Consider the following 25,767-nt stretch of genomic DNA (forward strand, 5'->3'; position numbering starts at 1 on the left):
GGTGGCACTTTCGCGCCGCTGCCGGCCGCTGTCGTCAGTGACATCCAGCCCAGCGGGTGGCCGAACTCAACGCGCCCACAGCCGAGCCTGGGCCAGCACGTGAAGCATGGCCGCTTCCTTGGCCTCGCCGTATCTGGCTCGGCTGTCGGGATGCAGATCGGCTGCTCGTCGTTTGGCCGATTCGTATCGTCGTGCCGCATCCGGGTGGGCCGCGAGGTAGTCGCGGAAGATCCGATTCTGCCGTGGAAGCGGCGACATCACGCTGAAGAGGTGCAAGTGGTGGGTGCGCCTCCCCGCGGTGTCCTTGGGGAAGAACAGGTGCTGCTCATCGTCGGCGAACACCCCCGGTCGAAAGACGTACCCGAGTCGCCCCAGTGCCTCCAGGTCCACGGCGTTCTCCTGGAAATCGGGCAGCACCGCCGAGATGTCGATGATCGGTTTGGCCGCCAACCCCGGGACGCTGGTCGACCCGATGTGCTCGATGCTCAGCGATGTCGGCAACACCTCGGCCAGGAGCCGTCGTTCACGCTCGAACTGATCCGGCCACCTCGGGTCGTGGACCACCACCTCGACGACACGTCCGGGACTGCTCACAGCCGATCACTGTACGGAGTCCGATCCGCGGTCGGCCGAGAGCGACCGCCCCGCAGAAGAGCCTGACTCGCTGAGGATGTCCAACCGCGCAGCGGAGCCGGTCGGACAGCGCCAGGCGCAGGGGCGTGGCCGCATGCCGCGAGGGCCGCCGTTCGGTAGCGAGCCGCGGGCGCCCACGCCGCGCCGGTTGCGGGGTCGGCGGTCAGGTCGGGGGCAGCAGCGGGCCCCGACCGGCGCGCAGCACGAGCAGCGCGAGGTCGTTGCCGTCGGGGCCGATGCCCTCGCGGAACCGCCGCATGACTTCGAGCTCCCGCGACAGCGCCAGCCGGGTGCCGCCGGAGGTGAGGCGCAGCGCGCCGATCTGCCGGGAAATGCCCGCCCGTTCCTGCCACATGGCGATGAGGGTGGCGTCGATCTCGTCGATCCGGTCACGCAAGGAGGTGATGGAATGATCATCCGGCATGGTGGCATCCCCTTGGCCCAGAGAGCGGTAATGCGTCGCAAAGATAACAACGCCGACCGCTGTCCAACCTCCCCGGACGTGCCCGTCGGGATGCGCGGAGAAACGGTGGAAGAGTGCGGCAGCCCGACGTCACCGATCGATATCGAACGGCTATTCTCGGACGACATGACGGTTCCGCAGGAAAGCCCAGAGGAATCCGGTACGCCGGCCGGAGGAAAGCGTCGTCGGGTCGTCGCGATGCTCCTGTGGCTCGCGCTGTTCGCGGTGGGCACCGCGTTCATCGGCCTGCCGACCAGTGACCCCTTCATCGCCTTCGGCTGGCTGTGGCTGGCCACCATCGCCTGGCACAGCGACCAGCCGTGGCGGCGGCATCTGAGGTTCCTGCGGGACTGGCTGCCCATCTGCTCGCTGCTCGTCGTCTACAACATCTCCCGGGGCTACGCGGACAATCTCTTCGCCCCGCACGTGACCGAGCTGATCGCGGCGGACCGGTGGATGTTCGGTGGCGTCACGGGCGGCGACGTGCCCACCGCGTGGCTACAGCGGCACCTGTACGAGCCGGGCGCGGTGCAGTGGTGGGAGGTCGCCGTCTCCGTCGTGTACTTCTCGCACTTCTTGGCCGTACCGACGGTCGCCGTGGTGCTGTGGATGCGGTCGCGCCCGCAGTGGGGCCGGTTCATGCGCCGCTGGTTCACCCTGTGCGTCGCCGGGCTGGTCACGTACTTCGTCTACCCGGCGGCGCCGCCGTGGTGGGCCGCGGAGCCGCAGCACGGCGCGCTCGTCGACGTGCAGCGCATCTCCACCAACGGCTGGGAGGCGATCGGCCTGCACGGCGCCGGCAACGCGCTCAACGCGCTGCAGGTCGAGGCGTCGAACCCGGTCGCCGCCATGCCGTCGCTGCACACCGCGTTCGCGTTACTGGCGGTGGTGTTCTTCCTGCCGTCGCTGCGCCGTCGCTGGTGGCCGCTCCTGCTGTGCTATCCGCTCGCCATGACGTTCACGCTCGTCTACTCGGGCGAGCACTGGGTCATCGACGTCCTGGTCGGATGGCTCTACGTCGGTGTCGTCTTCGTCGTGATGGGCGCTGCCGAGCGCTGGTGGAGCCGGCGCAGGACCCGGGAGGACGACGTCACCCGGCCGGGTCCGCCGGATCGGGAGCGGGTCCCGGACGCCCCGGCGCGGTTCTGAGCGCGCGTAGGTGCGGGGTGCGTCGCCAGCGTCGAGGGTGAGCCGGACCGTCGAGATCACCGCCGGGTCGGCCACCGTCAGCACGGCCGCGGCGAGGGCCAGCCACGCCAGGGGTCGGGGTGGGCCGCGCGGGAGGCGGGTGCCGGTTGGCGGCGGAGGGGCGGTCACCCGGCCCGGTCCGAGCGGCGGGCCAGCCGCCGACCGACGTAGGCGAGCACGAGGACGACAACGGCGCCGACCACGTACCACTCGAAGTGGTGCAGGTCCACCAGGAGCGCGCGCAGGTGGTCGCCGGCCAGGTACCCGCCGGCGGTCCACAGCCCGACCCAGGCGGCGGCGCCGAGGGCGTTGTAGGTCACGAAGCGCCGCCACGGCATGCCGGTGGTGCCGGCGACGACGCCGTTGAACTGCCGGAGGCCGTCGACGAACCGTGCGGCGGCGACCAGCTTCGGACCCTGCCGGCTCATCACCGCCTCCAGGCGGGCGAAGCGGTCCGGGCCGAGACCCAGGCGGCGGCCGTGGCGCAGGACGAGCCGACGGCCCCCGTAGCGGCCGATCAGGTAGCCGATGCTGTCGCCGATCACGGCGGCCAGGAACGCGGTGGCCGCCACGCCGACGACGCTCAGCTTGCCGTGGGCGGCGTAGCCGGCGGCGAGGACGATCGCGGTCTGCCCGGGGGCGGGCACGCCGAAGCCCTCCACGCCGACGAGCAGGGCGACGCCCGGATAGCCGTATGTGCCCACCAGATCGGTGAGGACGCGGAACGGGCTCACCGGTCCGCCACGGCTGTCTCGGTGGTCGCCGCCCGGTCGGCGTGGGGGCGAGGCGCGTGCACCGGCGACACGATGAGATGGTTTCCCGCCACGGCGATCAGCATGCCCGGTGCCGGCCACGAAGCGGCCGGTGCCCCCGAGCCGGGGCGGCGGGCGGGCGGATTGCCGAGACGGGAGGGAATGCGGTGACGGGCGTGGTCGAGACCCTCGCGGTGGCGTCGGTGGCGGCGTTCGCGACGGCGTGGCTGTCCGCGGTGGCCGGCTTCGGTGGGGGCGTGCTGTTGCTGCCGGTGTTCACCGCGTTGTTCGGACTGCGCACGGCCGTACCGGTGCTGACCCTGGCCCAGGTGTGGAGCAACGGCTCACGTGTGTGGCTCAACCGGCGGGAGGTGAATTGGCCGTTGGTGCGCTGGTTCGCGCTGGGTGCGCTGCCCACCGCCGTTCTGGGTGGGCTGGCGCTGGCGCACGCCCCGGCCGGGCCGCTCAAGCGGCTGCTGGGCGTGCTGCTGATCGCGGTGGTCGTCCGGCGGCGACACCGCCCGCGGCCGCGGCGGCCGACCGAACGGGCGTTCGGCGTGGTGGGCGCGGCCTCCGGTCTCGGCTCGGCGTTGCTCGGGTCGGTGGGCCCGCTGACCGCGCCGTTCTTCCTGGCCTACGGGTTGGCGCACGCCGCCTACGTCGGCACCGAGGCGGCGAGCGCGCTGGCGATGCACGGCGCGAAGATCGCCGCGTACGGCGCCGGCGCGTTGCTCGACCGCCGCGTGCTGCTGTTCGGGCTGGCGTTGACACCCGCGACGCTGCTGGGCGCGTGGGCCGGCCGCCGGACGGTGGGGCGGATCAGCGACCGGGTGTTCGTCGCGCTCGTGGAGGGCGGCCTGGTCGTCGCCGGGCTGCTGTTCCTGATCGGGTTCTGAGCCTCGGCCCGTGTCGCCCGGCCTCAGGCGCAGCCCCGGTACTGCAGCGCGGCGTCCTTCATGTACGCCCACAGCGGGAGCCCGTTCCAGTAGTCGTAGGTGAGCGTCCAGCCGTTGGCGGTGTTGCCGGTGGGACCGGTGACCACCTGCCCGTAGCGGCGGGTGCCGTACAGCGTCGACTCGTTGGGGGCGGTGTACATGCCCGCGTAGTCCCAGACGACGGTGAAGCTGCTCGTGGTGCAGGCCGCCTGCGCCGTCGCGGCCGGCGCGAGGGCGGTCAGGGCCGTGGCCGCGAGGCACGCCGCCGTCGTGTGCGCCAGAAGTCGTCGAGCGGTCATCCGCACCCTCCATTCGATTGCCACGGATCAATTTACTACCACAGTCCTCCGTGCGGCCGCGCGCCTCGTGCGCGACGGGCCGGTCCGAGCATCGAGGAGAACGCGCCGGGCGAACGGGGGTCGACCCGCCGGTCCCGGTCCGGATGTCGGAACCGGCGGACGGCCGACCACCCGGGTATGCAATGATGAACGTCAATGTAATGAGACGGATGCGGTCATGTCGGGACGGCTCGGATCACCGCGCGGGGACGACCGCGCGGGCGCGAACGGGCGGTGCGGCAGGCCGGAGAGTTCCCCGCCGGCCCGCCCCGAGTGGTGGGACCGGCCGTCGTGGAGGACGACCATGCGTACTTTCCTCGCGGTGTTCACCGCCACCCTGGTCCTCGGCGCCGCGACCGGCAGCGCCCCGGCCGCCGCGTCCGGCGTACCACCACGCTCGTGCCCACGCGGCCTGTTGTTCTGCGAGGACTTCGACCGCCTGCCGGCCGGTGGGCCGAGCACGCTGAACTGGGGTGTCGACACCCGCCACGGCACACTCACCGTCGAACGGGCGCGCCACGGCAACCAGGTGCTGCACGTCCACACCGTCGACAACGGACGCGCCTTCCTGCGGGTCGACGACCTCGCCGCGCCCGGCAACCGCTTCTACGGCCGGATGCGGCTCCGCGTGGACGCCTTTCCCACCGCCCCGGACTGGGCGCACTTCACGCTGGTGGAGGCGACCGGCGCCGGCAGCGCGGAGGTCGTGCGTCCGGTCGGCGGCCAGTACGCCCCCACCGTCCCCGGCACCTTCTGGGGCATCGGCGCCGACGGCGGCCCCACCGGCGACTGGACCAACTGGCGGGAGTCCGTCCCGGTCACCGAGGACACCTGGCAGTGCGTCGAGTGGACGCTCGACGCGCGGGACAATCGCGTCGCGGTGTGGATCGACGGCGTGGCCAACCCGGAGCTGACCGCCTCCACCACCGACCACGGCGGCAACGACGTTCCCTTCGTGCTGCCGACGGTCGACACGGTGAAGATCGGCTGGCAGCTCTACCAGGGCGGCACGACGCCGGGCGAGTTCGACCTCTGGATCGACGACATCGCCCTGTTCACCCGGCGGCTCGGCTGCTGACCTTGAGCGTCGACGTGCCGCCTCAGGGCTGCGCGCGCAGCACGGCCACCTCGGGGAAGTCGTCCGGCGAGCCGTAGCCGTGTTCGGCCAGCCAGCGCACGTTGGTCAGGCACCGCAGCGACCACCAGGCGCGTACCAGGTCGCGGTCGACGTCGGCGCCGTAGCCGGCGATGACGTCGCCGAGGTGCTCCGGGTGCCCCAGCGTGAGGGTGGCGAGGTCGAAGTGCGCGTCACCGCGGGACGCCTCGGACCAGTCGAGGATGCCGGTGACCTGATCGTCGGCGACGAAGACGTGGTCGACCTGGAGGTCGCCGTGGATGAACACCGGCGTCCACGGCCGCAGCGCCGTCTCGGCGAGCCGGCGGTTACGGGTGACCACGTCGGCGGGCAGGACGTCGTGGGCGAGCAGCCACTCGCACTCCTCGGCCAGGCCCGACGCCAGCTCGTCGCGACTGCGTCCGGGCCAGGGCGGCAGCGGCGCGTCGTGCAGTGTGCGGACGGCGGCGCCCGCCGCCGCCCACGCGGCCGGCGAGGCGGTGGACGGCTCGCCGAGGCGACCGAGCGCGACCCCCGGGAGCGCGGCGAGCGCCAGCGCGGGCGGCTCGTGCCATCGGACCTGCGGGGTGGGGACCGGCGCGGCGGCCATCGCCTGCACCTCGACGTCCAGGCGGGCCTGGTCCGCGTCGACCTTCACGAACACGTCGCCGACGCGTAGGGTCGCGCGCTCGCTGTGGGCGATCACGACCTCGACCCCGTTCCCGTCCATGCCGGTCATCATCGCGGAACAGGCCGCCGCCGTCGCCGCAATTTCGCGGACCCGCCCGGCTAGGCCCGGCGACGCCGTGCCGTCAGGTCCACGGCCGCGGCCTGCCACCGTGGATGGTGGAAGGTGAATCCGGCGTCGGTGAGCCGCCCGGGGGTGACGCGCCGGCTCTTCAGCAGCAGTTCGGTGTCGGAGCGCATCGCGAACGCCCCGACCTCCGCCATCCAGCGGGTGGCCGGCAGGCCGACCGGCATCCGCCACGCCGACCGTAGCTCCCGCATGAACTCGCGGTGCGGCAGCGGTTCCGGCGCCGCCAGGTTCACCGCGCCGGCGAGGTCGTCGCGGTCGATCAGGAACCGGACGGCGCGGACGAAGTCGTGCTCGTGGATCCACGAGACGTACTGCCGGCCGCCCGCGACCGGCCCGCCGAGCCCGAGTCGCGCGAGCCGGCTCAGCACGTCGAACACGCCCCCGCGGTCGGGGCTCATCACCATCGCCGACCGCAGCGCGAGCTTGCGGGTGCGCGGCGTCGCCGCCTGCTCCTGCGCGGCCTCCCAGGTGCGGGCGATCTCGATGCTGTAGGCCCAGTATCCGGGTACGCCACGCTCGTCGCCGCCGATCAGGCCGTCGTGCTCGTCGTTGGCCGCGTCGAAGCGGTGCGCGTAGATCGTCGCGGTGCTCATCTGCAACCACACCGCGGGCGGTCGGGTGGCCCGGGCGATGGCCTCGCCGACCACCCGCGTGGAGTCCACCCGTGAGCGCATCATGGCCTCGAGGTTCGGCGGGGTGTAGCGGCAGCTCACGCTGCGCCCGGCCAGGTTGACGACCACGTCGCTGCCGTCGATCCGCTCGGCCCAGTCGCCCAGCGTGCGGCCGTCCCAGTGGACCTGGCGCCCGCCCCTCGGCGAGCGGGTCAGCAGCACCACGTCGTGGCCCTCGGCGGTCAACGCCCGGTCCAGGATCGTGCCGACCTGCCCGGTGCCTCCGGGAATGACGATCTTCATGATCCTCCGCACCGCACCATATTTGAACACGTTCAACTTCACCGTATGGTGTGGCGCGTGCACGGTCAAGCGAGGGTGACTCAGTCGCCGACCTGCAGCACCGCGTCGGCGAACTGCCGAGGCGCCTCCTGCGGCAGGTTGTGCCCGACGCCGCCGCCGACCGTCCGGTGCTCGTAACGGCCGGTGAACCGCGTCGCGTACGCCGAGGGGTCCAGGTGCGGCGCGCCGTTCGCGTCGCCCTCCAACGTGATGGCGGGCACGCCGATGCCCGGACTGCCGGCCAGCCTCGCCTCCCACTCGTCGTAGCGCGGCTCGCCCGGCGCGAGGCCGAGGCGCCACCGGTAGTTGTGGATCACCACGTCCACGTGGTCGGGGTTGTCCAGGGCGGCGGCGCTGCGCGCGAACGTCGCCTCGTCGAACGCCCACCGCGGCGACGCGGTACGCCAGATCAGCCGGGCGAAGTCGCGGCGGTGCCGCGCGTACCCGTCGCGACCCCGGTCGGTGGCGAAGTAGAACTGGTACCACCAGGACAACTCCGCCGCCGGGGCCAGCGGCGCGCGGCCGGACGCCTGGCTCGCGATCAGGTAGCCGCTGACCGACACCAGCCCCGCGCAGCGCTCGGGCAGCAGGGCGGCGACGACGTCGGCCGTGCGGGCGCCCCAGTCGAAACCGGCGAGCGTCGCCGCGTCCACGCCGAGGGCGTCCAGGAACGCCACCGTGTCGTGGGCCAGCGCCGCGGGTTGGCCGTTGCGGACGGTGTCGGCGGAGCGGAACCGGGTCGCGCCGTGACCGCGCAGAAACGGCACGAGCACCCGCCGGCCGGCCGCCGTCAGGAGCGGCACGACCTCGGCGAAGCTGTGGATGTCGTACGGCCAGCCGTGCAGCAGGACCACCACCGGGCCGCGCGGCGGACCGGCGTCGACGTACCCGATGTCGAGCGCCCCCGCGTCGACCCGGCGCAGACCGGCGGCGAAGGTCGCCGGGTCGGTGGCCTGGTTCATCCCCGCTGCTCCTCGTGCTCGTCCCGCGCTGCCTGCACGCTAGGGCGGCACGCGGAGCCGCGTCGGCGGTTCGGTCGAGGTGCCGCTCCGGCCGGGCGCGGCGGCTAGGATGCCGAGCCCGGACCGGCCCGCCGAAGGGCCGGGCGCGCGGGGGAGAGGACCGTCGCCGTCAGTCGGCGGTGGATGCCGGCCGTCGACGGCGGCGTGACGCTCCGGACGGGCTCTCGATGCCGAGCCTGCGCTCGGTGATCCGGCGGCGGATCGTTCCACCTCGTCGGCCGGCAGGCCGTACCGGAAACGGCGGTACCGCGTCGATGCCAGGCGACCGGTCCAACCGGTGTCGGTCAGACCTTGCGGTAGCGCGCCTCGGTCACCGCGAACAGCCCGTACGCCGCGAAACCGACCGCCACCACGAGCAGCAGCGCGGTGCCGTAGGTCTCGCCCGCCAGCGTCCGCAGCGCCGCGTCGAGCCCGCGCGCCTTGTCCGGGTCGAAGCGCCACGCCGCCACCACGAACAGCACGCCGGCGATGCCGTACGCCAGGCCCTTGGCCACGAAGCCCGCCACGCCGAGCCGGCGCACGAGCCGCCGGGTGGCCGCCGCCATCTCGCCGACCCGCAGGTGCTTCTCGAAGCGCCCGGTGAAACCGACGAACGCCAGCCATCCGCCGAGGCCGGCCAGGACCAGCCCGACCACCATGACGGCGGCCCGGCCCCCGCTCGACGCGAGCAGGCCCTCCGCGGTGTCCTGCTGGGTGTCGGCGCTGGACGACTTCTTGCCGCGCAGCACCTTGACGCCGCTGAACGCGAGGTAGAGGTAGAACGCGGCCCGGCCGGCCGACGCCAGCCGCTCGCCGGCCCGGCGGTCCCGGAGCAGCTCCAGCACCTGCCAGAGCGCCATGGCCACCAGCCCGACGACGATGGCCGCGATGAGCACCAGACCGAACGGCTCGTCGGCGATCTCCTGCATGGCGCCCGACTGGTCGCCGTCGGCGGTCGGCCCGCCCGAGGCGACCCGGACCACCACCCAGGCGAAGAGCAGGTGCAGGATCCCGTAGCCGACGAAGCCGGCCCGGGTGAGACGCTCCAGGGCCGGGTTGTCGGCGGCGCGGGAGACGGCGCCGCGGGCCCGTTCGGACAGCGATGACATGCGCCGACATTGACCCGCGGCGGCACCGGCCAAACCTGCCGTCCGAGTTGCCGCGGCGGCCTGACGCCGCGGCACCTCGGGGGTCAGGCGACGCTGCCGGTGACCGAGGTGCCGGCCTTGGTGATCCGGTACGTGATCTTCGTGCCGCTCCAGAAGTGGAAGGTGAGGGTGACCGTGCCGTCGTTCACCTCGGCGAAGAACTCCGGTTTCAGGATGATCGTGCCGGCGGTGTAGTCGGGCTGGAAGTGTCCCCAGAACTCCTTGTACGGCGTCCAGTTGGCCGGGCCGGCGGGGCTGCCGTCGGGGTAGGTGGCTTCCATGGTGGCGAGCTGGTCGCCGTGGAACTGGGTGGGGACGGCGAAGCTGCTGGTCGTGCCGGTGGCGGCCGACTGGGTGGGCGGGTCGGAGCTGATGACGTCGATCCGCCAGGGCACGCCCTGGGAGAAGCGGGCCTCGACGGTGGAGTTGACGCCGTACGCCCGGTTGCCCGCCAGCCGGCTCACCGCCGCTGCGGTGAGCGTGAGGGTGGTGCCGGAGACCGTGTAGTCGGTGCCGCTGGTCAGCGGCGTGCCGCCCTGCCAGAGACCGCGGAACGTCAGCCCGTTGAGGTTGAGCGTGAGGGCCTTCGCGGTGATCGTGCCGGTGCGCGGCACGTACACCTGGTCGGTGGAGGCGGTGCCGGAGCGGGTGGTCCAGCTCGCCTTGAGCATGTCGTACACGCCCTGGTCGCGCCAGCGCAGCTCGGTGCGGTTCAGGAACTGCCCGGCGTCCCAGAGCATGGTGGTGAGGTTGCGGGTGCGGGCGTGGTAGCCGACCGCCTCGAGGTATTTCAGGAACTCGCCGCGTTCGATGATGCCCGGCCGGGTGTGGTCCCAGGAGAGCAGCGCCCACTCGCCGATGACGACCGGGATGCCGCGGGCGAGGAACGTGTCGTGGACCCGGTCGAACGTGTCCACCAGGTCCTTCTCCACGTTGGCGTCGTAGCGGGTGCCGCCGGCGATGTTCACGCTGAACGGCCACCACCCGTAGAAGTGCACGGTGGCGGCGAGGTTGGGGTCGCGCAGCGCGTCGATGCCGGCGGCCAGCGCGTCCAGCCGGGCCTGCTCGCCGCTGGTGTGGAGAGTGGGCAGGACCAGCAGCCGGGTGGCGTTGTTGCCGCCGGTGGCGCGCACGATGCGGACGAACTCGGCGTTGAGTTCCCGCGTCGCGGTGTCACCCTGCGCGTCGGTGGTGTCGGCGAACTGCGGCTCGTTGATGCTCTCAAAGACCAGCTTCGGCGAGTGGCCGCGGAACGTGGTGGCGATCTGGGTCCACAGCGCCCGGTACCGGTTCGTCACCGTGGCCCGGTCGGCGGGGTAGGTGTTGAGCCACTGCCAGGAGTCGTGGTGGAGGTTGATCATCACGTAGAGGTCCTCGGCGAGCGCCCAGTCGACGATCTGCCGTACCCGGTTCAGCCACGCCGCGTCGATGGTGTGGTCGGGCGCTGGGCCGTGGTGGTTGCTCCACGTGATCGGGAGCCGGATGCTGCGGTAGCCCTGCGACCGGACGTGGCGCAGCAGGGCCTGGGTGGTGAGCGGGTTGCCCCAGGCGGTCTCGTCCGGGATGGCGTCGAGCGTGTTGCCGAGGTTCCAGCCGGGTTGCATCGCGGCCACCGTGGCCGTCGGGTTGCCGGCCGGCGGTGGCGTGGTCGGTGGCGTCGACGGCGACGTCGTGGGTGTCGCGGTGGGCGAGGGGGTCGACGACGGGCTCGTGGTCGGCGACGGTGTGCCGCCGGGGCTGCCGGTGCAGGCCACGCCGTTGAGGGTGAAGTCGGCCGGCGCGCTGTTGGCGCCCGACCACGATCCGTTGAACCCGAACGACACGGTGGCGTCGGTGCCGACGGCGGCGTTCCAGGCGGCGTTCGTCGCGGTGACCTGGCTGCCCGCCGAGGTGACCGTGGCGTTCCACGCCTGGGTCACCCGCTGGCCGGACGGGAACGTCCACGCCAGTCGCCAGCCGTCGACCGGGCTGCCGAGGTTGGTCACCTCCACCGACGCGGTGAACCCGCCCGGCCACTGTGACGGCACCGTGTACGCCACGCGGCAGCCAGCGGCGGCCTGGGCACCCACGGCCACCGTCATCGACGCCACCAGCAGCGCCGCCACGCTCCCGGCGAGCAGGCCGATGCGGAGGCGTGCTCTTCGTATGCTCTGCGGACTCATCGCACTTTCTCTCCTGCCGTTGCGGATCGATCCGTGGATGGCGGCCGGCACCCGCCAGCCGGCGCCCGCCGGGGCGGTCGTGCCCCGGCGGGCGCGGCTCGACGTCGGCCGATGAGCCGATCGGGTCGAGATCCGGTGCCGCCGCCTTCGGGCGCGCGAAGGCGGGCCGGACGCCCGGACGGGCGCTCCGGTGCTCGCGCGCGGAGTGGTCTCTCGCGGACGCTGCCCTCGGCGTCCGCCCGTGCCGCACGGCTCCCGCAGCCGTAGAAACTTTCGACGTACGGTGGAAAGTTTCGAGCCGGACGCTACTCGTCCTGTTGATGAGCGTCAATGCGATGGAGGTGTCGCCACGGCCTTCACCGGTCACTGTCGCCCCGCCGGGCGGTCGGTCGCGGGCGGAAAGATTTCCGCGCGGAAGCGACGACGGACGTCGATGCGGATATCCTTGCCGCGCAGACACTCGGACCGGCGTGGGAGGAGCCAGGTTGTCGCACGCCGAGCCGGACGAGGCGGTCGCCGAGCGGGACGACGCGCCCGGTGGTCCGGGCCGGCCGGTGACGATCTCCTACATCGCCCGGACCGCCGGTGTGTCGATCCCGACCGTCTCGAAGGTCATCAACGGCCGCTCCGGCGTGGCGTCGGAGACGCGGGCCCGTGTCGAGGCGCTGATCAGCCGGCTCGGCTACCGCAGGCCGGCGCCGTCCACCCGCAGCAACCTCGTGGAACTCGTCTTCGGGCAGTTGGAGCACATGTGGGGGATCGAGGTCATCCGCGGCGTGGAGCAGGTCGCCCGTGCGCATCGGGTGGGCGTCGTGCTGACCGAGTTCGGTCCGGAACGCGGCGGGGTCCGCTACTGGATCGACGACACGCTCGCCCGCCGCCCGGACTGCGTGATCTCGGTGGCGCAGTTGTCGAGTGCGGAACGGGACCAGCTACGTGCCCGGGGCATTCCGTTCGTGGTCTTCGATCCCAGCGTCGAACTGCCCGACGGCGTGCCCTTCGTCGGGGCGACGAACTGGGCGGGCGGGCGGTCCGCCACCCGGCACCTCATCGAGTTGGGGCACCACCGGATCGCGGCGATCGTCGGCCGGGACCGGATCCTGTGCTGTCGTGCGCGGCTCGACGGCTACCGCTCCGCGATGGAGGCCGCCGACCTGCCGGTCGGCGGTGACCTGGTGGAGCGGGCCGACCTGACGGTCGAGGGCGGGCGGTCCGCCGCCCGACGCCTGCTCGGCGGCGCCGACCGCCCGACCGCCATCTTCGCCACCAACGACCTGCAGGCGATCGGGGTCTACCGGGCCGCGCGGGAACTCGGGCTGCGCATCCCGGCCGAGCTGAGCGTGGTGGGCTTCGACGACCTGCCCGTCGCCGCCCTGGTCGAACCGCCACTGACCACCGTCCACCAGCCGCTGGCCCAGATGGCGGTGGCCGCGACCGAACTGGCACTCGCTCTGGGGCGAGGCGACCGGACGCCGAGCACCGGTGTGGAGTTGGCGACCACGCTCGCGCTGCGGGCCAGCACCGCCGCGCCGCCACGCTGAGCAGGGTTCCGGCCGCCGGCGCTCGGCCGTGCCCCGCGGGTCAGCCCGGCGGGCCGGGATCGTTGTACTCGTCGGCGACCTCCTGACCGGACAGCTTCTGGATGGCGGTCATGATCTCGTCGGTGACCGCCCGCCGGGCCTGCCCGGCGCTGCCGGTGGTCTGCCGGGCGAAGTGCAGCGGTGTGCCGAAGCGCACGGTGACCCGCCCGGGCCGGGGCAGCCGGGCGCCGACGGGTTGGATCCGGTCGGTGCCGAGCACGGCGACCGGGACCACCGGGGCTCCGGAGGCCAGCGCGAGCCAGGCGACGCCGGTGCGGCCGCGGTAGAGCCGACCGTCGCGCGAGCGGCTGCCCTCCGGGTGGATGCCGAACGCGCGGCCGGCGGCCAGAACGTCCAGCGCGACCTGAAGCGACGCCTGGGCCGACCGGTGCCCACCTCGACGCACCGGAACGGCGTCGATCCCGGTGAGGCAGGTGCGGGTGAGCCAGCCCTTGACGCCCGGCTGCCGGAAGTAGTCGTCCTTGGCCAGGAAGGCGACCGGGCGGGGCGCCAGCAGCGGGATCACCACGCTGTCGAGGAAGGAGATGTGGTTGGCGGCGAGGATCACCGGACCGCGCCGGGGGACGTTGTCCCGCCCGTCGACCACCGGCCGGAAGGCGAGCCGGCCCAGCGGCGCCAGCACCAGTCGGGTGGTGGTCTGCAACAGCACGGGATCCTCCGGAGGTCAGCGGGTGGCGGGTGCCGTGGTGCGCCCGAGATGGGCGTCCAGCGCGGCGTGCAGCAACGGTTCGACGTCGTCGTCGCGCACCATGAGTTGGAGGCTGCCCCACCGCCAGAGCGCGGCGATGCCGTGCAGGTTGGCCCAGAGCGCGCCGGCGACGACCGGTGGCGCGGGCGTGCCGGCCAGGTCGGGTCGGGCCCGCGCGACCAGGTCGACCAGGACGCCGAAGAGCTGGTCGCTGGCGTCCCGCAGCCCGACGCCGTTGCCGCGCAGCAGGTCGTGCCGGAACATCAGCTCGAACATGCCGTGGTGGGTGCGCGCGAAGCGCAGGTAGAGCCGGCCCAGGGCGAGCAGTTGGTGGTGCGCGTCCGCCTCGGCGTCGTCGATCGTCTCGGCGACCTCCCGGCCGAGCTGTTGGTAGCCCTCACGCGCGATGGCCGCCAGCAGGGCGAGGTGGGTCGGGAAGTGCCGGCGCGGCGCGCCGTGGGAGACGCCGGCCCGGCGGGCGATCTCCCGCAGCGTCAGCGCCCCGACGCCCTCGCGTTCCAGCAGGTCGACGCCGGCGCGCACGAGTCGGGCACGGAGGGTGCTGTCCGGCTGCGGCATAGACAGTGTCTACCAGCCTCGGTAGACACTGTCTACCGGTGAGCCGGGTCACCTCTCGCCAGGACGGGAATCAGGCCGGCGGAGGCTGGCCTGAACCAAGGTGTGACTGTCACGCTGAAATCCACCTCGACGCCGGGTGAGCTGATGAGCCGCGGGCAGCGGCTGCGCCTCGTCCTGGTCCTCGGTTCGCTGATCGCGGTGGGCCCCCTGACCATCGACATGTACCTGCCCGCGCTGCCCGCGATCGTCGCGGACTTCGCGACCACCTCGGCGGCGGTCCAGCTCACCCTCACCGGCACGCTCGCCGGGCTCGCCCTCGGCCAACTGCTGATCGGGCCGCTGTCGGACGCCGTCGGGCGGCGCCGCCCGCTGATCGCCGGGCTCGTGTTGCACGTCGTGGCGTCGTCGCTGTGCGTCGTCGCGCCGAACGTCGCCGTGCTCGGGGCGCTGCGGGTGGTGCAGGGCCTCGGGGTCGCCGCCACCGCGGTGGTCGCGATGGCCGTGGTCCGCGACCTGTTCAGCGGAGCGGCGTTCGCCACCCTGCTCTCCCGGCTGCTGCTGGTGATGGGCGCGGCGCCGATCCTCGCCCCGACCCTGGGCGGCGGGGTGCTGCGCTGGACGGACTGGCGCGGCGTGTTCGTCGCCCTCGCCGCCATCGGCGCGCTGCTCGTCGTGATCGCCTCGATCGGGCTGCCGGAGACCCTCGCGCCGGAGCGCCGTCGGCGCGGCGGCGTCGTCGCGACGATCGCGCTCTACGGGTCGCTGCTGCGCGACCGCGTGTTCGTGGGGCTGGTCCTGGTCGCCGGCCTGGCGATGGCGGCGTTGTTCGCCTACGTGGCCGGCTCGTCGTTCGTCCTGCAGCAGAGCTACGGGCTCGACGAGCAGCAGTTCGCGCTGGCCTTCGGGGCCGGTGCGGTGGGCCTGATCGGAGCCACGCAGTACAACGTGCGGCTGCTGCGCCGCCACCCGCCGCAGCGCATCCTGGTCGTCTCGCTGGGCGTGGGCACGCTGGCCGGGCTGGCCCTGGTGGGGTTCGCCGCGACGAACGTCGGCGGCCTGCCGGCCCTGCTGGTGTCGCTGTGGGTGGTGCTGGCGGCGGCGGGCCTGGCGATGCCGAACGCCCCGGCGCTGGCGCTGTCCCGGCACGGCGAGGCCGCGGGCACCGCCTCGGCCCTGCTCGGTGCCGTGCAGTTCGGCGTGGGCGCGGTGGCCGCGCCGCTGGTCGGCGTGCTGGGCACCGGGGCGGTGGCGATGGCCCTGGTGGTCGCCGGTGGCCTGGTGGCGGCGCTGGCCGTGCTGCTGGTCGTGGTGCGGCCGGCCCGGCTCGCCGACCTGGAACCGGTGCCGGCGGTCGTGGCCGTGCACTGACGCGGAAGGCGGGCCCGGCCGACGGCCGGGCCCCGTCGCGTGACCGGACACGATGCTTGTCAGTACGTGGTGGCCGGCGGGTTGTCCGGCCGGTGCCGGGCGAACGCGTCCAGGCGACCCCAGCGCCCGGGCACGTCCAACAGGGCGATGCGGTCGAACGCCGCCGGCAGGGCCGGGATCGCGGCGAGATGGTCCTCGTGCGGATCGAGGCCGAGCAGGGTACGCAGGAACAGCAGCGGTGCCCCGCTGGACCAGGCCTGCGGGCTGCCGGCGGTCGGGTAGCGCACCGGGTAGCGGGTGGTCCGGCGGTCGAAGCCACCGAACGCCTCGGGCAGGCGTCCCTCGAAGTAGGCGGCGGCGGAGATGATGCCCTCGGCGATCCGGCCGGCCTCGTCGGTCATGCCGTAGCGCCGCAGCCCCCAGGCGATGAACGAGTTGTCGAACGGCCACACGGTCCCGGTGTGGTAGCCCAGCGGGTTGTACCGGCTCTGTCCCTCGGCCATCGTGCGGACGCCCCAGCCGGAGAACAGCGCCGGGCTCATCAGGTGCTCGGCCACCCGCGCGGCCCGGTCCGGCGGCACGACCCCGCTCCACAACAGGTGCCCGATGTTCGAGGTGAGGCTGTCCACCGGGGTGCCGTCCGCGTCGAGCGCCACCGCGTACCAGCCGCGGTCCGCCAGCCAGAAGTCGCGGTTGAAGCGCTCGAACAGCTCCGCCGCCTCCCGTTCGAGCCGCTCGGCGAAGGGCACGTCGTGCCAGACCGTGCGCGCCAGCCGGGCCGCGCGGATCTTGGCGTCGTACGCGTACCCCTGGGTCTCGCAGGTCGAGCGGGGAAAGCCCGGCAACCGGCCGTCGGCGTAGGAGATGCTGTCCCAGGAGTCCTTCCAGCACTGGTTGTCCAGGCCGGTGTCGAGGTTGCGCCGCCGGTAGGACACGTAGCCGGCGCCGGTCAGGTCGGCGTGCCGGTCCATCCAGCCCAGCGCCGCGCGGGCCTCCTGCTCGAGTTCCCGCACCAGCGCGGTGTCCCCGCTCCAGCGTTCGTACTCGTCGAGCAGCACCACGAACAGCGGGGTGGCGTCGACCGTGCCGTAGTAGGGCGAGTGGGGTTGTTCCTCGAACGCCGCGGACTCGCCGTAGCGCAGCTCGTGCAGGATGCGCCCGGGGTCCTCCTCCAGCACGTCGTCGGTCCGCGCGCCCTGCAACGAGGCGAGGATGCGCAGGGTCGGCGGGGTCAGCGACGGCGTGAACGGGAGGGTCTGCAGGCAGGTGAGCAGGCTGTCGCGGCCGAACAGCGTCATGAACCAGGGCAGGCCGGCCGCGGGCACGGTGGCGCCGCCGAGCGAGAGCGGCGCGAAGCGCAGCGCCGCGAGGTCGACCAGGCTGCGCTGGTACACCTGCCGCAGGGTGGCGCTGTCGGTGTCCAGGGTCGGCGCCGCGGCCACCCAGGCCCGCACGCCGTCGGGCAGGACGGACGGGTCCGCGCGCAGGGCGCGGGGCCCGGCCCGCAGGTCGACGCCGTCGGGCCGCCACGCGCGCATCTCCGCGCGCAGCTCGACCGACCAGTCGGCCCCGGGCGCCAGCCGGACCGAGAACCGGATGTCCTCGGGGGTGAAGGTCGCCGGCCGGTCCGCGCTCAGGGCGACCTCGCGGTGGAAGGTGCCGCGCCGGTAGCCCAGCCGCAGGCCGTCCGGCGCGACCTCGGTGTACGTCTCACCGGCCTTCGTGCCGACGTTGAACTTGATCTCGAAGATGTCGGCGAAGTCGGCCGCCACCTCCAGCCGGACCGCCACCTCGCGCGGCTGGTCGCCGTAGTTGAAGACGGTGATCCACTCGGTCAGGTCGGCGTCGATGCGCCGTCGCCGGATGGCCGACACGTCGGCCTGCACGTAGTCCATCTGACCGCCGGGGACCAGGAAGAACGCGGCCTCGAAGTAGTGGCTGTCGTCCACCGACAGGGCGGTCATCCGCTCGCCGTCGACGGTGAGCACCCACCGCGACAGGTATCGGCTGTCGGCGGCGAACAGGCCGACCGGGGCGGCCGGCGAGGACTCGATGTCGCCGCAGCTGTCCGACACGACGAACGTGCTGCCGTCGATGCAGGAGACCGTGCCCGGCACGTCCTTCATCCGGCGCCGCCGTCGGGCCCGCCCGTCCGGGTGGCCGCCTCCGCCCGGGTCGGGAACAGCCGCCCGATCCGCAGCGCCAGGCCGAGATCCCCGTCGACCATGATCTCGCCCCGGGTGATCGCGGCCAACCCGTTCATCCCGCCCGTCGCCATCGCCTCGGCGGTCCGCTCGGACGTGGTGATGACCGCGGAGGCGGGGCCGCCGTCGCGGGTGACGCGCAGGTGCCCCCGGTCGATGTCGAGTCGCCACTGCCGCAGGCCGCCGTCGGCGCGGATGTCGATCCGGACACTGCCGCTGACCGTGCCGAGCCGAGGGTCGTACCCCATTGCCGACAACCGGTCGAAGAAGGCGTCGGTGAACGTCATCTGGCCTCCTCGCAAGCCGCCGGCGGAGCGCTCGGCGCGTACCCCCTGCGCCGGCCGGCTAACCTGCTCGACGCGCGACACCGGCGCTCTCGGCGGATAATGACTCGATGACGAACCCCGATCTCGACCCCGAGGTGTACCCGCCGCTCGACCCGCGTGAGGACGTGCCGGACGACCCCGGCGAACTCCTCCCGGACACCCCGGACGAGCTGCCGGAGGCGCCGGTCGAGCCGATGCCCGACGACGGGGACCCGGGCGGCGTGCCTGAGCCGGCCTGATCCGCCGCTCAGCGGCCTGCGGCGCCAAGGCATCGGCAAAGGCCGATGAATCTGCTGTAATGGACCCCGTGCCGAGCGGCAGGGGAGGCCGGATGCGCATCGTCGACGCCCGGGTGATCGTGACCTGTCCCGGCCGCAACTTCGTCACCCTCAAGGTCGTCACCGACGAGGGGGTCACCGGCGTCGGCGACGCCACCCTCAACGGCCGGGAACTGGCCGTCGCGTCCTATCTGCGCGACCACGTCGTGCCGCTGCTGATCGGGCGCGACCCGGCCCGGATCGAGGACACCTGGCAATACCTCTACCAGGGCTCCTACTGGCGGCGCGGGCCGGTCACGATGAGCGCGATCGCCGCCGTCGACACCGCGCTGTGGGACATCAAGGGCAAGGTCGCCGGGCTGCCGGTCTACCAGCTTCTCGGCGGCCGGTCCCGCGAGGGCGTGACCGTCTACGGCCACGCCAACGGCGAGACCGTCGATGAGGTGCTGACCGAGGTCGCCCGCTTCGTCGACCTCGGCTACCGCGCGGTGCGCGTGCAGTGCGGCGTTCCCGGCCTGCCCCGCACCTACGGCGTCAGCACCGACAAGATGTTCTACGAGCCCGCCGACGCCGCGCTGCCCACCGAGACGACCTGGTCGACCGAGGCCTACCTGGCCCACGTGCCGACCGTGTTCGCCCGGGTCCGCGACGAGTTCGGCCCCACCCTGCGGCTGCTGCACGACGTGCACCACCGGCTCACCCCGATCGAGGCGGCCCGCCTCGGCAAGAGCCTGGAGCCGTACGCGTTGACCTGGATGGAGGATCCTGTCCCGGCGGACCTGCCGGAGGGCTTCCGGCTCATCCGCCGACACACCACCACCCCGATCGCCGTCGGTGAGGTCTTCACCAGCATCTTCGACGCCGCGCAGCTCATCCGGGAACAGCTCATCGACTACGTCCGGGCCACCGTGGTGCACGCCGGCGGGCTCACCCACCTGCGCCGCATCTTCGACCTCGCCGCGCTGCACCACGTCCGTAGCGGCTCGCACGGCGCCACCGACCTGTCCCCGGTCTGCATGGCCGCCGCCCTCCAGCTCGACCTCGCGATCCCCAACTTCGGCCTGCAGGAGTACATGCGGCACACCGCGCCGACCGACGAGGTCTTCCCGCACGGCTACCACTTCGACGGCGGCTACCTGCACCCCGCCGAGACACCCGGGCTCGGCGTCGACATCGACGAGGAGGCCGCGGCCCGCCACCCGTACGCGCCGGCGTACCTGCCGGTGAACCGGCTGACCGACGGCACCGTGCACCCCTGGTGAGCGCGCCCGCAGGTCAGTGGATGCGACGGCCGTGCGCGTCCGGCACCCCGGACTTGCGGAAGAAGTAGGTGTTGACCTGGTCCCGCCACTCTACGGCGCACCGGAACTGCTCGTCGAGGCGCTCGGCCACCCGGTCGTGCACCGCCGGGTCGAGCGCCCCGGCCAGCGACCGCCAGCGCTCCCGCATCGCCGCCACCTCCGCCACGCCGGCGAAGTGCGTGTCGTAGATGTGCTGGATCACCGTGCGCCCGCTGTGCAGCACGTGACCGTACGGCACGTGGTGGAAGAAGAGCAGCAGCTCGTCCGGGCACCGCCGGCGCGACTCGTACACCTCCGACCACGGCGACGGGTACTGGCCGGTGAAGCCGGTGCCGGTCGCCCGGGTGCGGTCCACCCCGACACCGTCGCGGTCGGCGAAGTGGTAGGTGCCCCACGGGGTGTACTCGTACCCGTCCACGTCCGGCCCGTAGTGGTGGCCCGGCCGGACCATGAAGCCGACGCCCAGCGGCGCGGTGTAGCGCTCGTAGGTGCGCCAGGAATCGTCCATGATCGCGTGCAGCGTCCGCCGCACCAGCTCCGGATCGCCGGTGGTCACCGGCAGCCAGGTCAGCTCGATCCACTCGTCGAGGATCGCGCCCGGGTCCAGCCGCGGATCCCAGGCGAGGCGGCCGGCGGCGTACAGGTTCGCCTGGGCCAGCGGATGCCCGGTCCAGAACGGGTCGTCGCCCACGTTGGCCACCGCCACCAGGCCGCCGGCGGCGACCACGTCGGCGACCGTGTCGCCGGCCGGACCCCACGGCGCGAACCGCAGCACCTCGCTCCACCACGGGCCGAGATGGCAGACGTGCCGCTGCTGGCCGGTGTACTCCTGCGTCGCCTGCACCTCCAGCGCCAGCCGGGTGGCCGGCATCGCGGCGAGCACCGGAGACACCGGCTCGCGCGTCTGGAAGTCCAGCGGCCCGAACTTCACCTGGAGGACGACGTCGTCCCGGAACCGCCCGTCCAGCGGCGCGAAGTGGTCGTGCGCGGCCCGGGCCCGATCGGTGGACCGGTCCCGCCAGTCCTGCCGGTGGTCGTAGACGAATGCCCGCCAGCGCACCACGCCGCCGTGCGGGGCGAGCGCCCCGGCGAGCAGGTTCGCCCCGTCGGCGTGGTCGCGCCCGTAGGCGAACGGGCCGGGCCGGCCCTCCGAGTCGGCCTTCACCAGGTAGCCGCCGAAGTCCGGGATCCGCCGGTAGACCCGCCCGGTGGCCTCCGCCCACCAGGCCCGCACCCGGCCGTCCAGCGGGTCCGCGGTGGGCAGGCCGCCGAGCACCATCGGGGCGGCGAAGGTCACCGACAGATGGACCCGGATGCCGTACGGGCGCAGCGCGTCGGCGATCTCGGCCACGTCGCCGAGCCGGTCGGTCAGCAGCCGCGCCTCGGTGTCGTGCACGTTGACGTTGTTCACCGTCACCGCGTTGACGCCGCACGCGGCGAGCAGACGCCCGTAGTCCCGTAGCCGCTCCGGCTCCCGCCGGGCGGCGCCGTCGCGCCAGAAGACGGAGCCGCCGGCGTAGCCGCGTTCGACCTGCCCCGACACCGGGTGCACGGCCACGTTGTCCCAGTGGTCGAGTATCCGCCGGGCCAGCGCTGGCTGGTGCCGCCGGGGCGGCCGGTCGTCGTCGAAGGCCGCCGCGCCGAGCCGGACCACGTGGAACAGCCCGTACAGCAGGCCGGCCGGCGCGTCGGCCAGCACCACCGTCACGCCGTCCACCCGGGCCAGCAGGAACCCCTCCTCGCCCAGGGACCCGTCGCCCGTGCCGTCCACCGCCGGCGTCGCGCCCAGGCGGGCCGCCTCGGCCGCCGCGTTCGCGACCGGACCGGCGGTACGCGACGCGAGCACCAGGTCGGCGTCGACGTCCCAGGGCGGGGAGTGCCAGACCCGCCCGCCGTGGCGGGCGCAGGCCCGGGTCACCTCGTCCAGCACGGTGTCGACGAGCGTGCCGTCGCCGTGCACCAGCACGTCCCGGGCGCCGAGGGCCCGGAACGCCGCCGACGGCAGCCAGGCCGCGTGCCAGGTCGACTTCTCGGCGGCCGAGGCCCGGCCGGTGACCGGAACGCTCATGGGGTGAACTCCGTCCGGATGGTGTCGATCATCGGGTCGGCGATCCGCAGCAGCGCCAGCACCAGTGGCGCGGCCAGCAGGGCGAGCACCGCCTCGGAGAAGGCCGCGGTGACCCCGGCGGCGGCGGCCAGCAGCACGGTGTTGCCGAGCGTGACGCCGGGCCGGCGCACCAGGAAGTACACGGCCAGCCGGATCGCGTCGCGGGTGCGGAAGGTGAACAGCGAGACGATCACCAGGGCGTTGACGCCGACCAGCAGCACCCCGGCGCCGACCAGCACCAGCGGCGCCGCCCACCAGCCGGGGACACCCGCGGCGTCCAGGTGGGCCAGGTTCACCGCGATGACGGTCAGCCACGCCAGCGTCGGCGCCCAGACGCGCAGCACGCCCGTCAGGTTGGCCCGGTAGGCCCGGCGGAAGGTGGCGGCGGGCCGCAGGTCGGTCAGGTCCGGGCGCTGGTGGCGCAGGGTGTGCAGCGCGGCCGAGACGGCCGGGCCGACCGGCAGCAGCGCGACCGCGACCAGCGGCAGGTTGCTGGCGTCGCGGTCGAGCAGCACCAGCGCGACCAGGCCGGGCAGCACGCCGAGCAGCAGCCACAGCTCCACGGTCAGCAGCGTGTGGACGGTGGCGGCGGCCCGCGACAACGGCCCGTCGCCGAACTCCGGTCGCCGGCCCGCCGCGTCGGTCACGGCCGTGCCTCGGGCGGGTCGAGCAGGCGGTCGTCCCACCACGGTGGAGTCTCGTCCACCACCGGGGTCAGCTCGGCGAGGGTCACCTCGTGCCGGGCGAGTGTCAGGTCCACGTCGGCCCGCCCGCCGGTGACCGGCAGCGCCCGGTGGGTACGGGCCGGTTCGGCCGCCTCCCGCAACGCGTCGAGCTGCCGTGGCCGGGGCGACTGCGGGCTGCCCATCTCCCGCCAGGCCGCCCAGACGTTGCCGGCGTCCTCGCTCACCGACCGGCGCAGCAGGAACGCCGACACGGTGCCCGGCCGGCCGATCGGGACGGACAGCGCCACGGTGTGCCGCTCGGGCGTCGGCTCCCGGCCGGTGACGTCCACCGGCGCCCAGGCCAGCACCGCGATCCGGCCGTCGGGGTGGCGGGTGACGAGATGGTCCGCCCCGCGGGCGAGCACCTCGTCGCCGAGCCGGGCCATGAACGCGTACAGGTGGTAGGTGGGCTTCCTGACCTGCCGGTGGGTGAGCAGGCCGAAGCCGCCGTGCAGCAGGGCGGTGGGCACCCCCTGCTCCTCGAACACGTCGCAGAAGGTCCAGTACGAGAACGAGTCGACCAGCTCCCCGCCACCGGCCAGCACGGGCGCCAGGTAGGCGGCGTGGAAGGCGGTGTCGTGGATCGGGTTGTCCGGCCGGTACGAGGAGTTGAACTCGGTGATGTGCACCGGCCGGTCGGCCAGCGCGGTGCCGGCCAGGCGGCGGCGGGGCGCGGCGAACTGGGCCAGCAGCTCCGCCGCCGGGGCGAGGGCCTGCCGGGTGCCGAACGGCACATGCCGCGCCGGGCCGGAGGTGTAGGCGTGCCGGCTGACGAAGTCGACGGGCACGTCGCGCGCGGTGACGAACTCGGCGAACGGCGCCAGCCACCCGTCGGCGCCGGGGGAGAGGGCCGGCCCGCCGACCTGCAACGCGGCGTCGACGTCCTTGACCGCGTGCGCCGACACCTCGTAGAGGCGGTGGTAGGCGGCCTGGTCGGCGCCCGCCCAGAACTCGGTCAGGTTGGGCTCGTTCCACACCTCGATCGGCCAGCCGCGCACCTCGTCGAGGCCGTACCGGTCGACCAGGTGGGCCACCGTGGCCCGGACCAGGTCGCCCCACTCGCGCAGCGAGCGCGGCGGCGTCACGTTGCCCCGCCACCAGAACACCGTCTGCTCGCCGGAGGCGAGCGTCGAGGGCATGAAGCCCAGCTCCACGAACGGCCGGACCCCGAGGTCGAGGTAGGCGTCGACGACCTGGTCGACGTACGTGAAGGCGTGCCGCACCCGATGCTCGCCCCGCCACTCGTAGGGCCGGTGCACGCCGACGCCGTCGCTGAGCAGCCCGTGCCCGCGGATGTGCCGGAAGCCGATCTCCCGCTGCACCAGCGCCAGCGATTCCTGGTGGTCGCGTCGCAGCGCCAGGTCGAACCGGCCGGTGCCCACGCAGGTACGCCAGGCGTCGGTCAGCCGGCCGACGGGCCGGTCGGGAACGATGAGCCGCATCATCCGTGGTTCTTGCGGTACCGCTCGTACGCCTTGTTGACCAGCTCGGTGTACGCCTCGGCGTTCTTGGCCTTCAGCTCCGCGACGTAGGCGTTCCACTCGCCGAGCGGGCGCTGGCCGAGGGCGAACTTCAGCGTGTTCTGCGTGACGTGGTCCTTCAGCGCGGTCGCCCACAGCGTGGTCTGCTCCTGCTCGGAGTCGCTGAGCGGCGCCGGCGGCGGGGTCACCCAGGGCGCGGGCTTGCGCGCGTTCATCTCCTTCTGGAACTCCAGTTCCTCCGGGGAGAAGAACGACTGCACCAGGTCGAGCTTGCCGCCGTAGGCGAAGACGCCGTTGGCGAAGCCGAAGTCCTTCTGCAGGTGCTTGGTGCCCTTGGGGTTGAGTCCGACGATGTCGACGTCGGGGGTGGGAACGCGCCGGCCGGCGGCGTCCCGGGTGAAGGTGGTGCCCTCGACGCCCCACTTGGCGAACTCCTGGCCGGTGTCGGAGTACCAGAGCCAGTCGATGAACTGCATCATGGCCACGAAGTGCTTGCCGTCGCGGGCCTTGCTGGAGATCATCACACCGTTCTCCAGCCGGCTCGCCGGGTTGACCGGGCCGGCCGGGCCGATCGGGAACAGGATCTTCTTCAGCCGGGCGTCGGGGTTGATCTTGGCGATGTCCGGGCGGTAGTCGTTGACCAGGGTCTGCGCGTTCGTGCTGATCACGAACGACCGGCCGTTGGCGAGCTTCTGGCGGGCCTGGTCGTCGGTCTGGGTGAACGTCTCCGGGTCCAGCAGCCCTTCGGCGACGAGCTTGTGCAGGAACTCGACCACCTGCCGGTACTTCTCCGACGCCCCGGTGAAGACGTACCTCCCGGCGTCGGCGTCCCAGCTCGTGGCGTGGTAGTTCCAGCCGGCGCCCGGCAGGCCGTACGACTGGGCGAGCATGTTCAGCAGGTTTCCGGCCGGGTTGGGCTTGCCGAACCGGTCGGAGAACGGATGGACGTCCGGGTGGGCCGCCCGCATCGCCTTGAGCATGGCGTACACCTCGTCCCAGGTGGTCGGGGCCGGGATCCGCAACTCCTCCAGCACGTCGGTGCGAACCGCGAGCGTGTACTCCTGCCACGGCTTCTCGTGCAGGCCGGGCAGCAGGTAGAACTTGCCGTCCTGCTGCCGCAGCGTGTCCGTCTCCGGCCGGAGGTTCCAGCGCTCCAACTTCTCCTTGAGGTGCGGCATCAGGTCCAGGTAGTCGCTGACCGGCAGGATGGCGCCGGAGGAGACGTAGGCGTTCTCCTGCGGGTGGTAGGTCTTCGGGATGATCAGCGGGGCGTCGCCGGAGCCGACCAGCACGCTGCGCTTCTGCTCGTAGTCGCTGAGCGGCACCGCCACCGGGTCCAGCTTGACGTTGGTCCGCCGGGCCAGCTCGCTCCAGAACAGCCACTCCGGCTTGAGCGGATAGTTCGGGTGGTTGTTGTAGAGGATCGAGAAGGTGACCGGTTCGGTGGCCGTGAACTGGTCCCCGACGCCGTACTTCTCCATCGCGCCCGCGCGGTTGCGGTCGAGATCCTTCTTGTCGGGGGTGTCGTCGCCGCAGCCGGCCAGGGAGGCGACGGCGGCCGCGCCGGTGGCGAACAGCACCTGGCGCCGGGACAGCTGGACCATG

At 73.1% G+C, this 25,767-nt stretch carries 24 protein-coding genes; 7 read left to right on the forward strand and 17 right to left on the reverse strand.

Annotated features, from left to right (window positions below):
- Positions 1-66: 66 nt before the first annotated feature.
- Together H1D33_RS05990 and H1D33_RS05995 are read right to left on the reverse strand one after the other, a co-directional pair.
- A complete protein-coding gene (locus H1D33_RS05990; RefSeq protein WP_181569016.1) occupies positions 67-594 on the reverse strand; it encodes a GrpB family protein in 528 nt (175 codons plus the stop codon).
- A gap of 202 nt (positions 595-796) precedes the next feature.
- Positions 797-1,057: a chorismate mutase gene (locus H1D33_RS05995; protein WP_181569015.1), complete on the reverse strand. Its 261-nt coding sequence runs from the start codon at positions 1,055-1,057 to the stop codon at positions 797-799.
- Positions 1,058-1,222: 165 nt separating this feature from the next.
- On the opposite strand from H1D33_RS05995, the gene H1D33_RS06000 reads away from it, so the two are divergent.
- Positions 1,223-2,245 carry a phosphatase PAP2 family protein gene (locus H1D33_RS06000; protein ID WP_246411627.1) on the forward strand — a complete coding sequence of 341 codons (1,023 nt, stop codon included), beginning with the start codon at positions 1,223-1,225 and terminating at the stop codon, positions 2,243-2,245.
- Between the two features lie 164 nt (positions 2,246-2,409).
- Here H1D33_RS06000 and H1D33_RS06005 read toward each other — a convergent pair whose 3' ends face one another.
- Positions 2,410-3,018, reverse strand: coding sequence for a DedA family protein (locus H1D33_RS06005; protein ID WP_246411625.1), 609 nt, complete (start codon positions 3,016-3,018; stop codon positions 2,410-2,412).
- 194 nt (positions 3,019-3,212) lie between these two features.
- Between H1D33_RS06005 and H1D33_RS06010 the strand changes: the two genes are divergently transcribed.
- The gene (locus H1D33_RS06010) at positions 3,213-3,932 is read left to right on the forward strand and encodes a sulfite exporter TauE/SafE family protein (RefSeq protein ID WP_246411623.1); all 720 of its coding nucleotides are present in this window, start codon (positions 3,213-3,215) and stop codon (positions 3,930-3,932) included.
- Between the two features lie 23 nt (positions 3,933-3,955).
- Here the strand turns inward: H1D33_RS06010 and H1D33_RS06015 are convergent, their stop codons facing one another.
- On the reverse strand, positions 3,956-4,270 hold the full coding sequence (locus H1D33_RS06015) for a hypothetical protein (RefSeq protein ID WP_181569013.1): 315 nt from the start codon (positions 4,268-4,270) through the stop codon (positions 3,956-3,958).
- Positions 4,271-4,613: 343 nt separating this feature from the next.
- Between H1D33_RS06015 and H1D33_RS06020 the strand changes: the two genes are divergently transcribed.
- On the forward strand, positions 4,614-5,387 hold the full coding sequence (locus tag H1D33_RS06020) for a hypothetical protein (RefSeq protein ID WP_181569012.1): 774 nt from the start codon (positions 4,614-4,616) through the stop codon (positions 5,385-5,387).
- Between the two features lie 22 nt (positions 5,388-5,409).
- On the opposite strand, the gene H1D33_RS06025 is transcribed toward H1D33_RS06020, so the two are convergent.
- The 5 genes from H1D33_RS06025 to H1D33_RS06045 form a co-directional block, all read right to left on the reverse strand.
- Positions 5,410-6,153, reverse strand: a complete 744-nt coding sequence (locus tag H1D33_RS06025) for an aminoglycoside phosphotransferase family protein (protein WP_181569011.1) — start codon at positions 6,151-6,153, stop codon at positions 5,410-5,412.
- A 59-nt stretch (positions 6,154-6,212) separates the two neighbouring features.
- Entirely contained in the window at positions 6,213-7,154 is a 942-nt protein-coding gene (locus H1D33_RS06030) for a TIGR01777 family oxidoreductase (RefSeq protein ID WP_181569010.1), read from the reverse strand.
- An 80-nt stretch (positions 7,155-7,234) separates the two neighbouring features.
- Positions 7,235-8,155: an alpha/beta fold hydrolase gene (locus H1D33_RS06035; protein WP_181569009.1), complete on the reverse strand. Its 921-nt coding sequence runs from the start codon at positions 8,153-8,155 to the stop codon at positions 7,235-7,237.
- Positions 8,156-8,499: 344 nt separating this feature from the next.
- On the reverse strand, positions 8,500-9,303 hold the full coding sequence (locus H1D33_RS06040) for a DUF1206 domain-containing protein (protein ID WP_181569008.1): 804 nt from the start codon (positions 9,301-9,303) through the stop codon (positions 8,500-8,502).
- An 83-nt stretch (positions 9,304-9,386) separates the two neighbouring features.
- A complete protein-coding gene (locus H1D33_RS06045; protein ID WP_181569007.1) occupies positions 9,387-11,504 on the reverse strand; it encodes a cellulase family glycosylhydrolase in 2,118 nt (705 codons plus the stop codon).
- Between the two features lie 485 nt (positions 11,505-11,989).
- On the opposite strand from H1D33_RS06045, the gene H1D33_RS06050 reads away from it, so the two are divergent.
- Entirely contained in the window at positions 11,990-13,045 is a 1,056-nt protein-coding gene (locus tag H1D33_RS06050) for a LacI family DNA-binding transcriptional regulator (protein WP_246411622.1), read from the forward strand.
- A gap of 40 nt (positions 13,046-13,085) precedes the next feature.
- Here the strand turns inward: H1D33_RS06050 and H1D33_RS06055 are convergent, their stop codons facing one another.
- Together H1D33_RS06055 and H1D33_RS06060 are read right to left on the reverse strand one after the other, a co-directional pair.
- Positions 13,086-13,754, reverse strand: a complete 669-nt coding sequence (locus H1D33_RS06055) for a lysophospholipid acyltransferase family protein (RefSeq protein ID WP_181569006.1) — start codon at positions 13,752-13,754, stop codon at positions 13,086-13,088.
- Positions 13,755-13,769: 15 nt separating this feature from the next.
- Positions 13,770-14,372 (reverse strand): TetR/AcrR family transcriptional regulator, encoded by a 603-nt coding sequence (locus H1D33_RS06060; RefSeq protein WP_181569005.1) that lies wholly within the window; start codon positions 14,370-14,372, stop codon positions 13,770-13,772.
- Positions 14,373-14,516: 144 nt separating this feature from the next.
- Here H1D33_RS06060 and H1D33_RS06065 point away from each other — a divergent pair, with 144 nt between their 5' ends.
- Positions 14,517-15,740 carry a multidrug effflux MFS transporter gene (locus tag H1D33_RS06065; protein ID WP_181569004.1) on the forward strand — a complete coding sequence of 408 codons (1,224 nt, stop codon included), beginning with the start codon at positions 14,517-14,519 and terminating at the stop codon, positions 15,738-15,740.
- 59 nt (positions 15,741-15,799) lie between these two features.
- Here the strand turns inward: H1D33_RS06065 and H1D33_RS06070 are convergent, their stop codons facing one another.
- Positions 15,800-17,857, reverse strand: a complete 2,058-nt coding sequence (locus H1D33_RS06070) for an amylo-alpha-1,6-glucosidase (protein WP_181572871.1) — start codon at positions 17,855-17,857, stop codon at positions 15,800-15,802.
- A 5-nt stretch (positions 17,858-17,862) separates the two neighbouring features.
- Complete coding sequence (locus H1D33_RS06075; RefSeq protein ID WP_181569003.1) at positions 17,863-18,231, reverse strand: SCP2 sterol-binding domain-containing protein; 369 nt, start codon at positions 18,229-18,231, stop codon at positions 17,863-17,865.
- Between the two features lie 107 nt (positions 18,232-18,338).
- Between H1D33_RS06075 and H1D33_RS06080 the strand changes: the two genes are divergently transcribed.
- Both H1D33_RS06080 and manD read left to right on the forward strand, forming a co-directional pair.
- A complete protein-coding gene (locus tag H1D33_RS06080) occupies positions 18,339-18,509 on the forward strand; it encodes a hypothetical protein (RefSeq protein WP_181569002.1) in 171 nt (56 codons plus the stop codon).
- A gap of 92 nt (positions 18,510-18,601) precedes the next feature.
- Positions 18,602-19,810, forward strand: a complete 1,209-nt coding sequence (gene manD / locus H1D33_RS06085) for a D-mannonate dehydratase ManD (protein WP_181569001.1) — start codon at positions 18,602-18,604, stop codon at positions 19,808-19,810.
- 13 nt (positions 19,811-19,823) lie between these two features.
- Here the strand turns inward: manD and H1D33_RS06090 are convergent, their stop codons facing one another.
- From H1D33_RS06090 to H1D33_RS06105, 4 genes are read right to left on the reverse strand one after another with little or no spacing between them, the layout of a single operon-like run.
- A complete protein-coding gene (locus tag H1D33_RS06090; RefSeq protein WP_181569000.1) occupies positions 19,824-21,917 on the reverse strand; it encodes an alpha-glucuronidase in 2,094 nt (697 codons plus the stop codon).
- Positions 21,914-22,603 (reverse strand): YesL family protein, encoded by a 690-nt coding sequence (locus H1D33_RS06095; RefSeq protein WP_181568999.1) that lies wholly within the window; start codon positions 22,601-22,603, stop codon positions 21,914-21,916. Before H1D33_RS06095 ends, H1D33_RS06090 begins: the two co-directional genes overlap by 4 nt.
- Entirely contained in the window at positions 22,600-24,126 is a 1,527-nt protein-coding gene (locus tag H1D33_RS06100; RefSeq protein WP_246411620.1) for a GH39 family glycosyl hydrolase, read from the reverse strand. Before H1D33_RS06100 ends, H1D33_RS06095 begins: the two co-directional genes overlap by 4 nt.
- Positions 24,123-25,766, reverse strand: a complete 1,644-nt coding sequence (locus tag H1D33_RS06105; protein ID WP_181568998.1) for an ABC transporter substrate-binding protein — start codon at positions 25,764-25,766, stop codon at positions 24,123-24,125. The genes H1D33_RS06100 and H1D33_RS06105 overlap by 4 nt, the downstream gene beginning before the upstream one ends.
- Position 25,767: the final 1 nt, after the last annotated feature.

Source organism: Micromonospora ferruginea (assembly GCF_013694245.2).
Classification (GTDB): domain Bacteria; phylum Actinomycetota; class Actinomycetes; order Mycobacteriales; family Micromonosporaceae; genus Micromonospora; species Micromonospora robiginosa.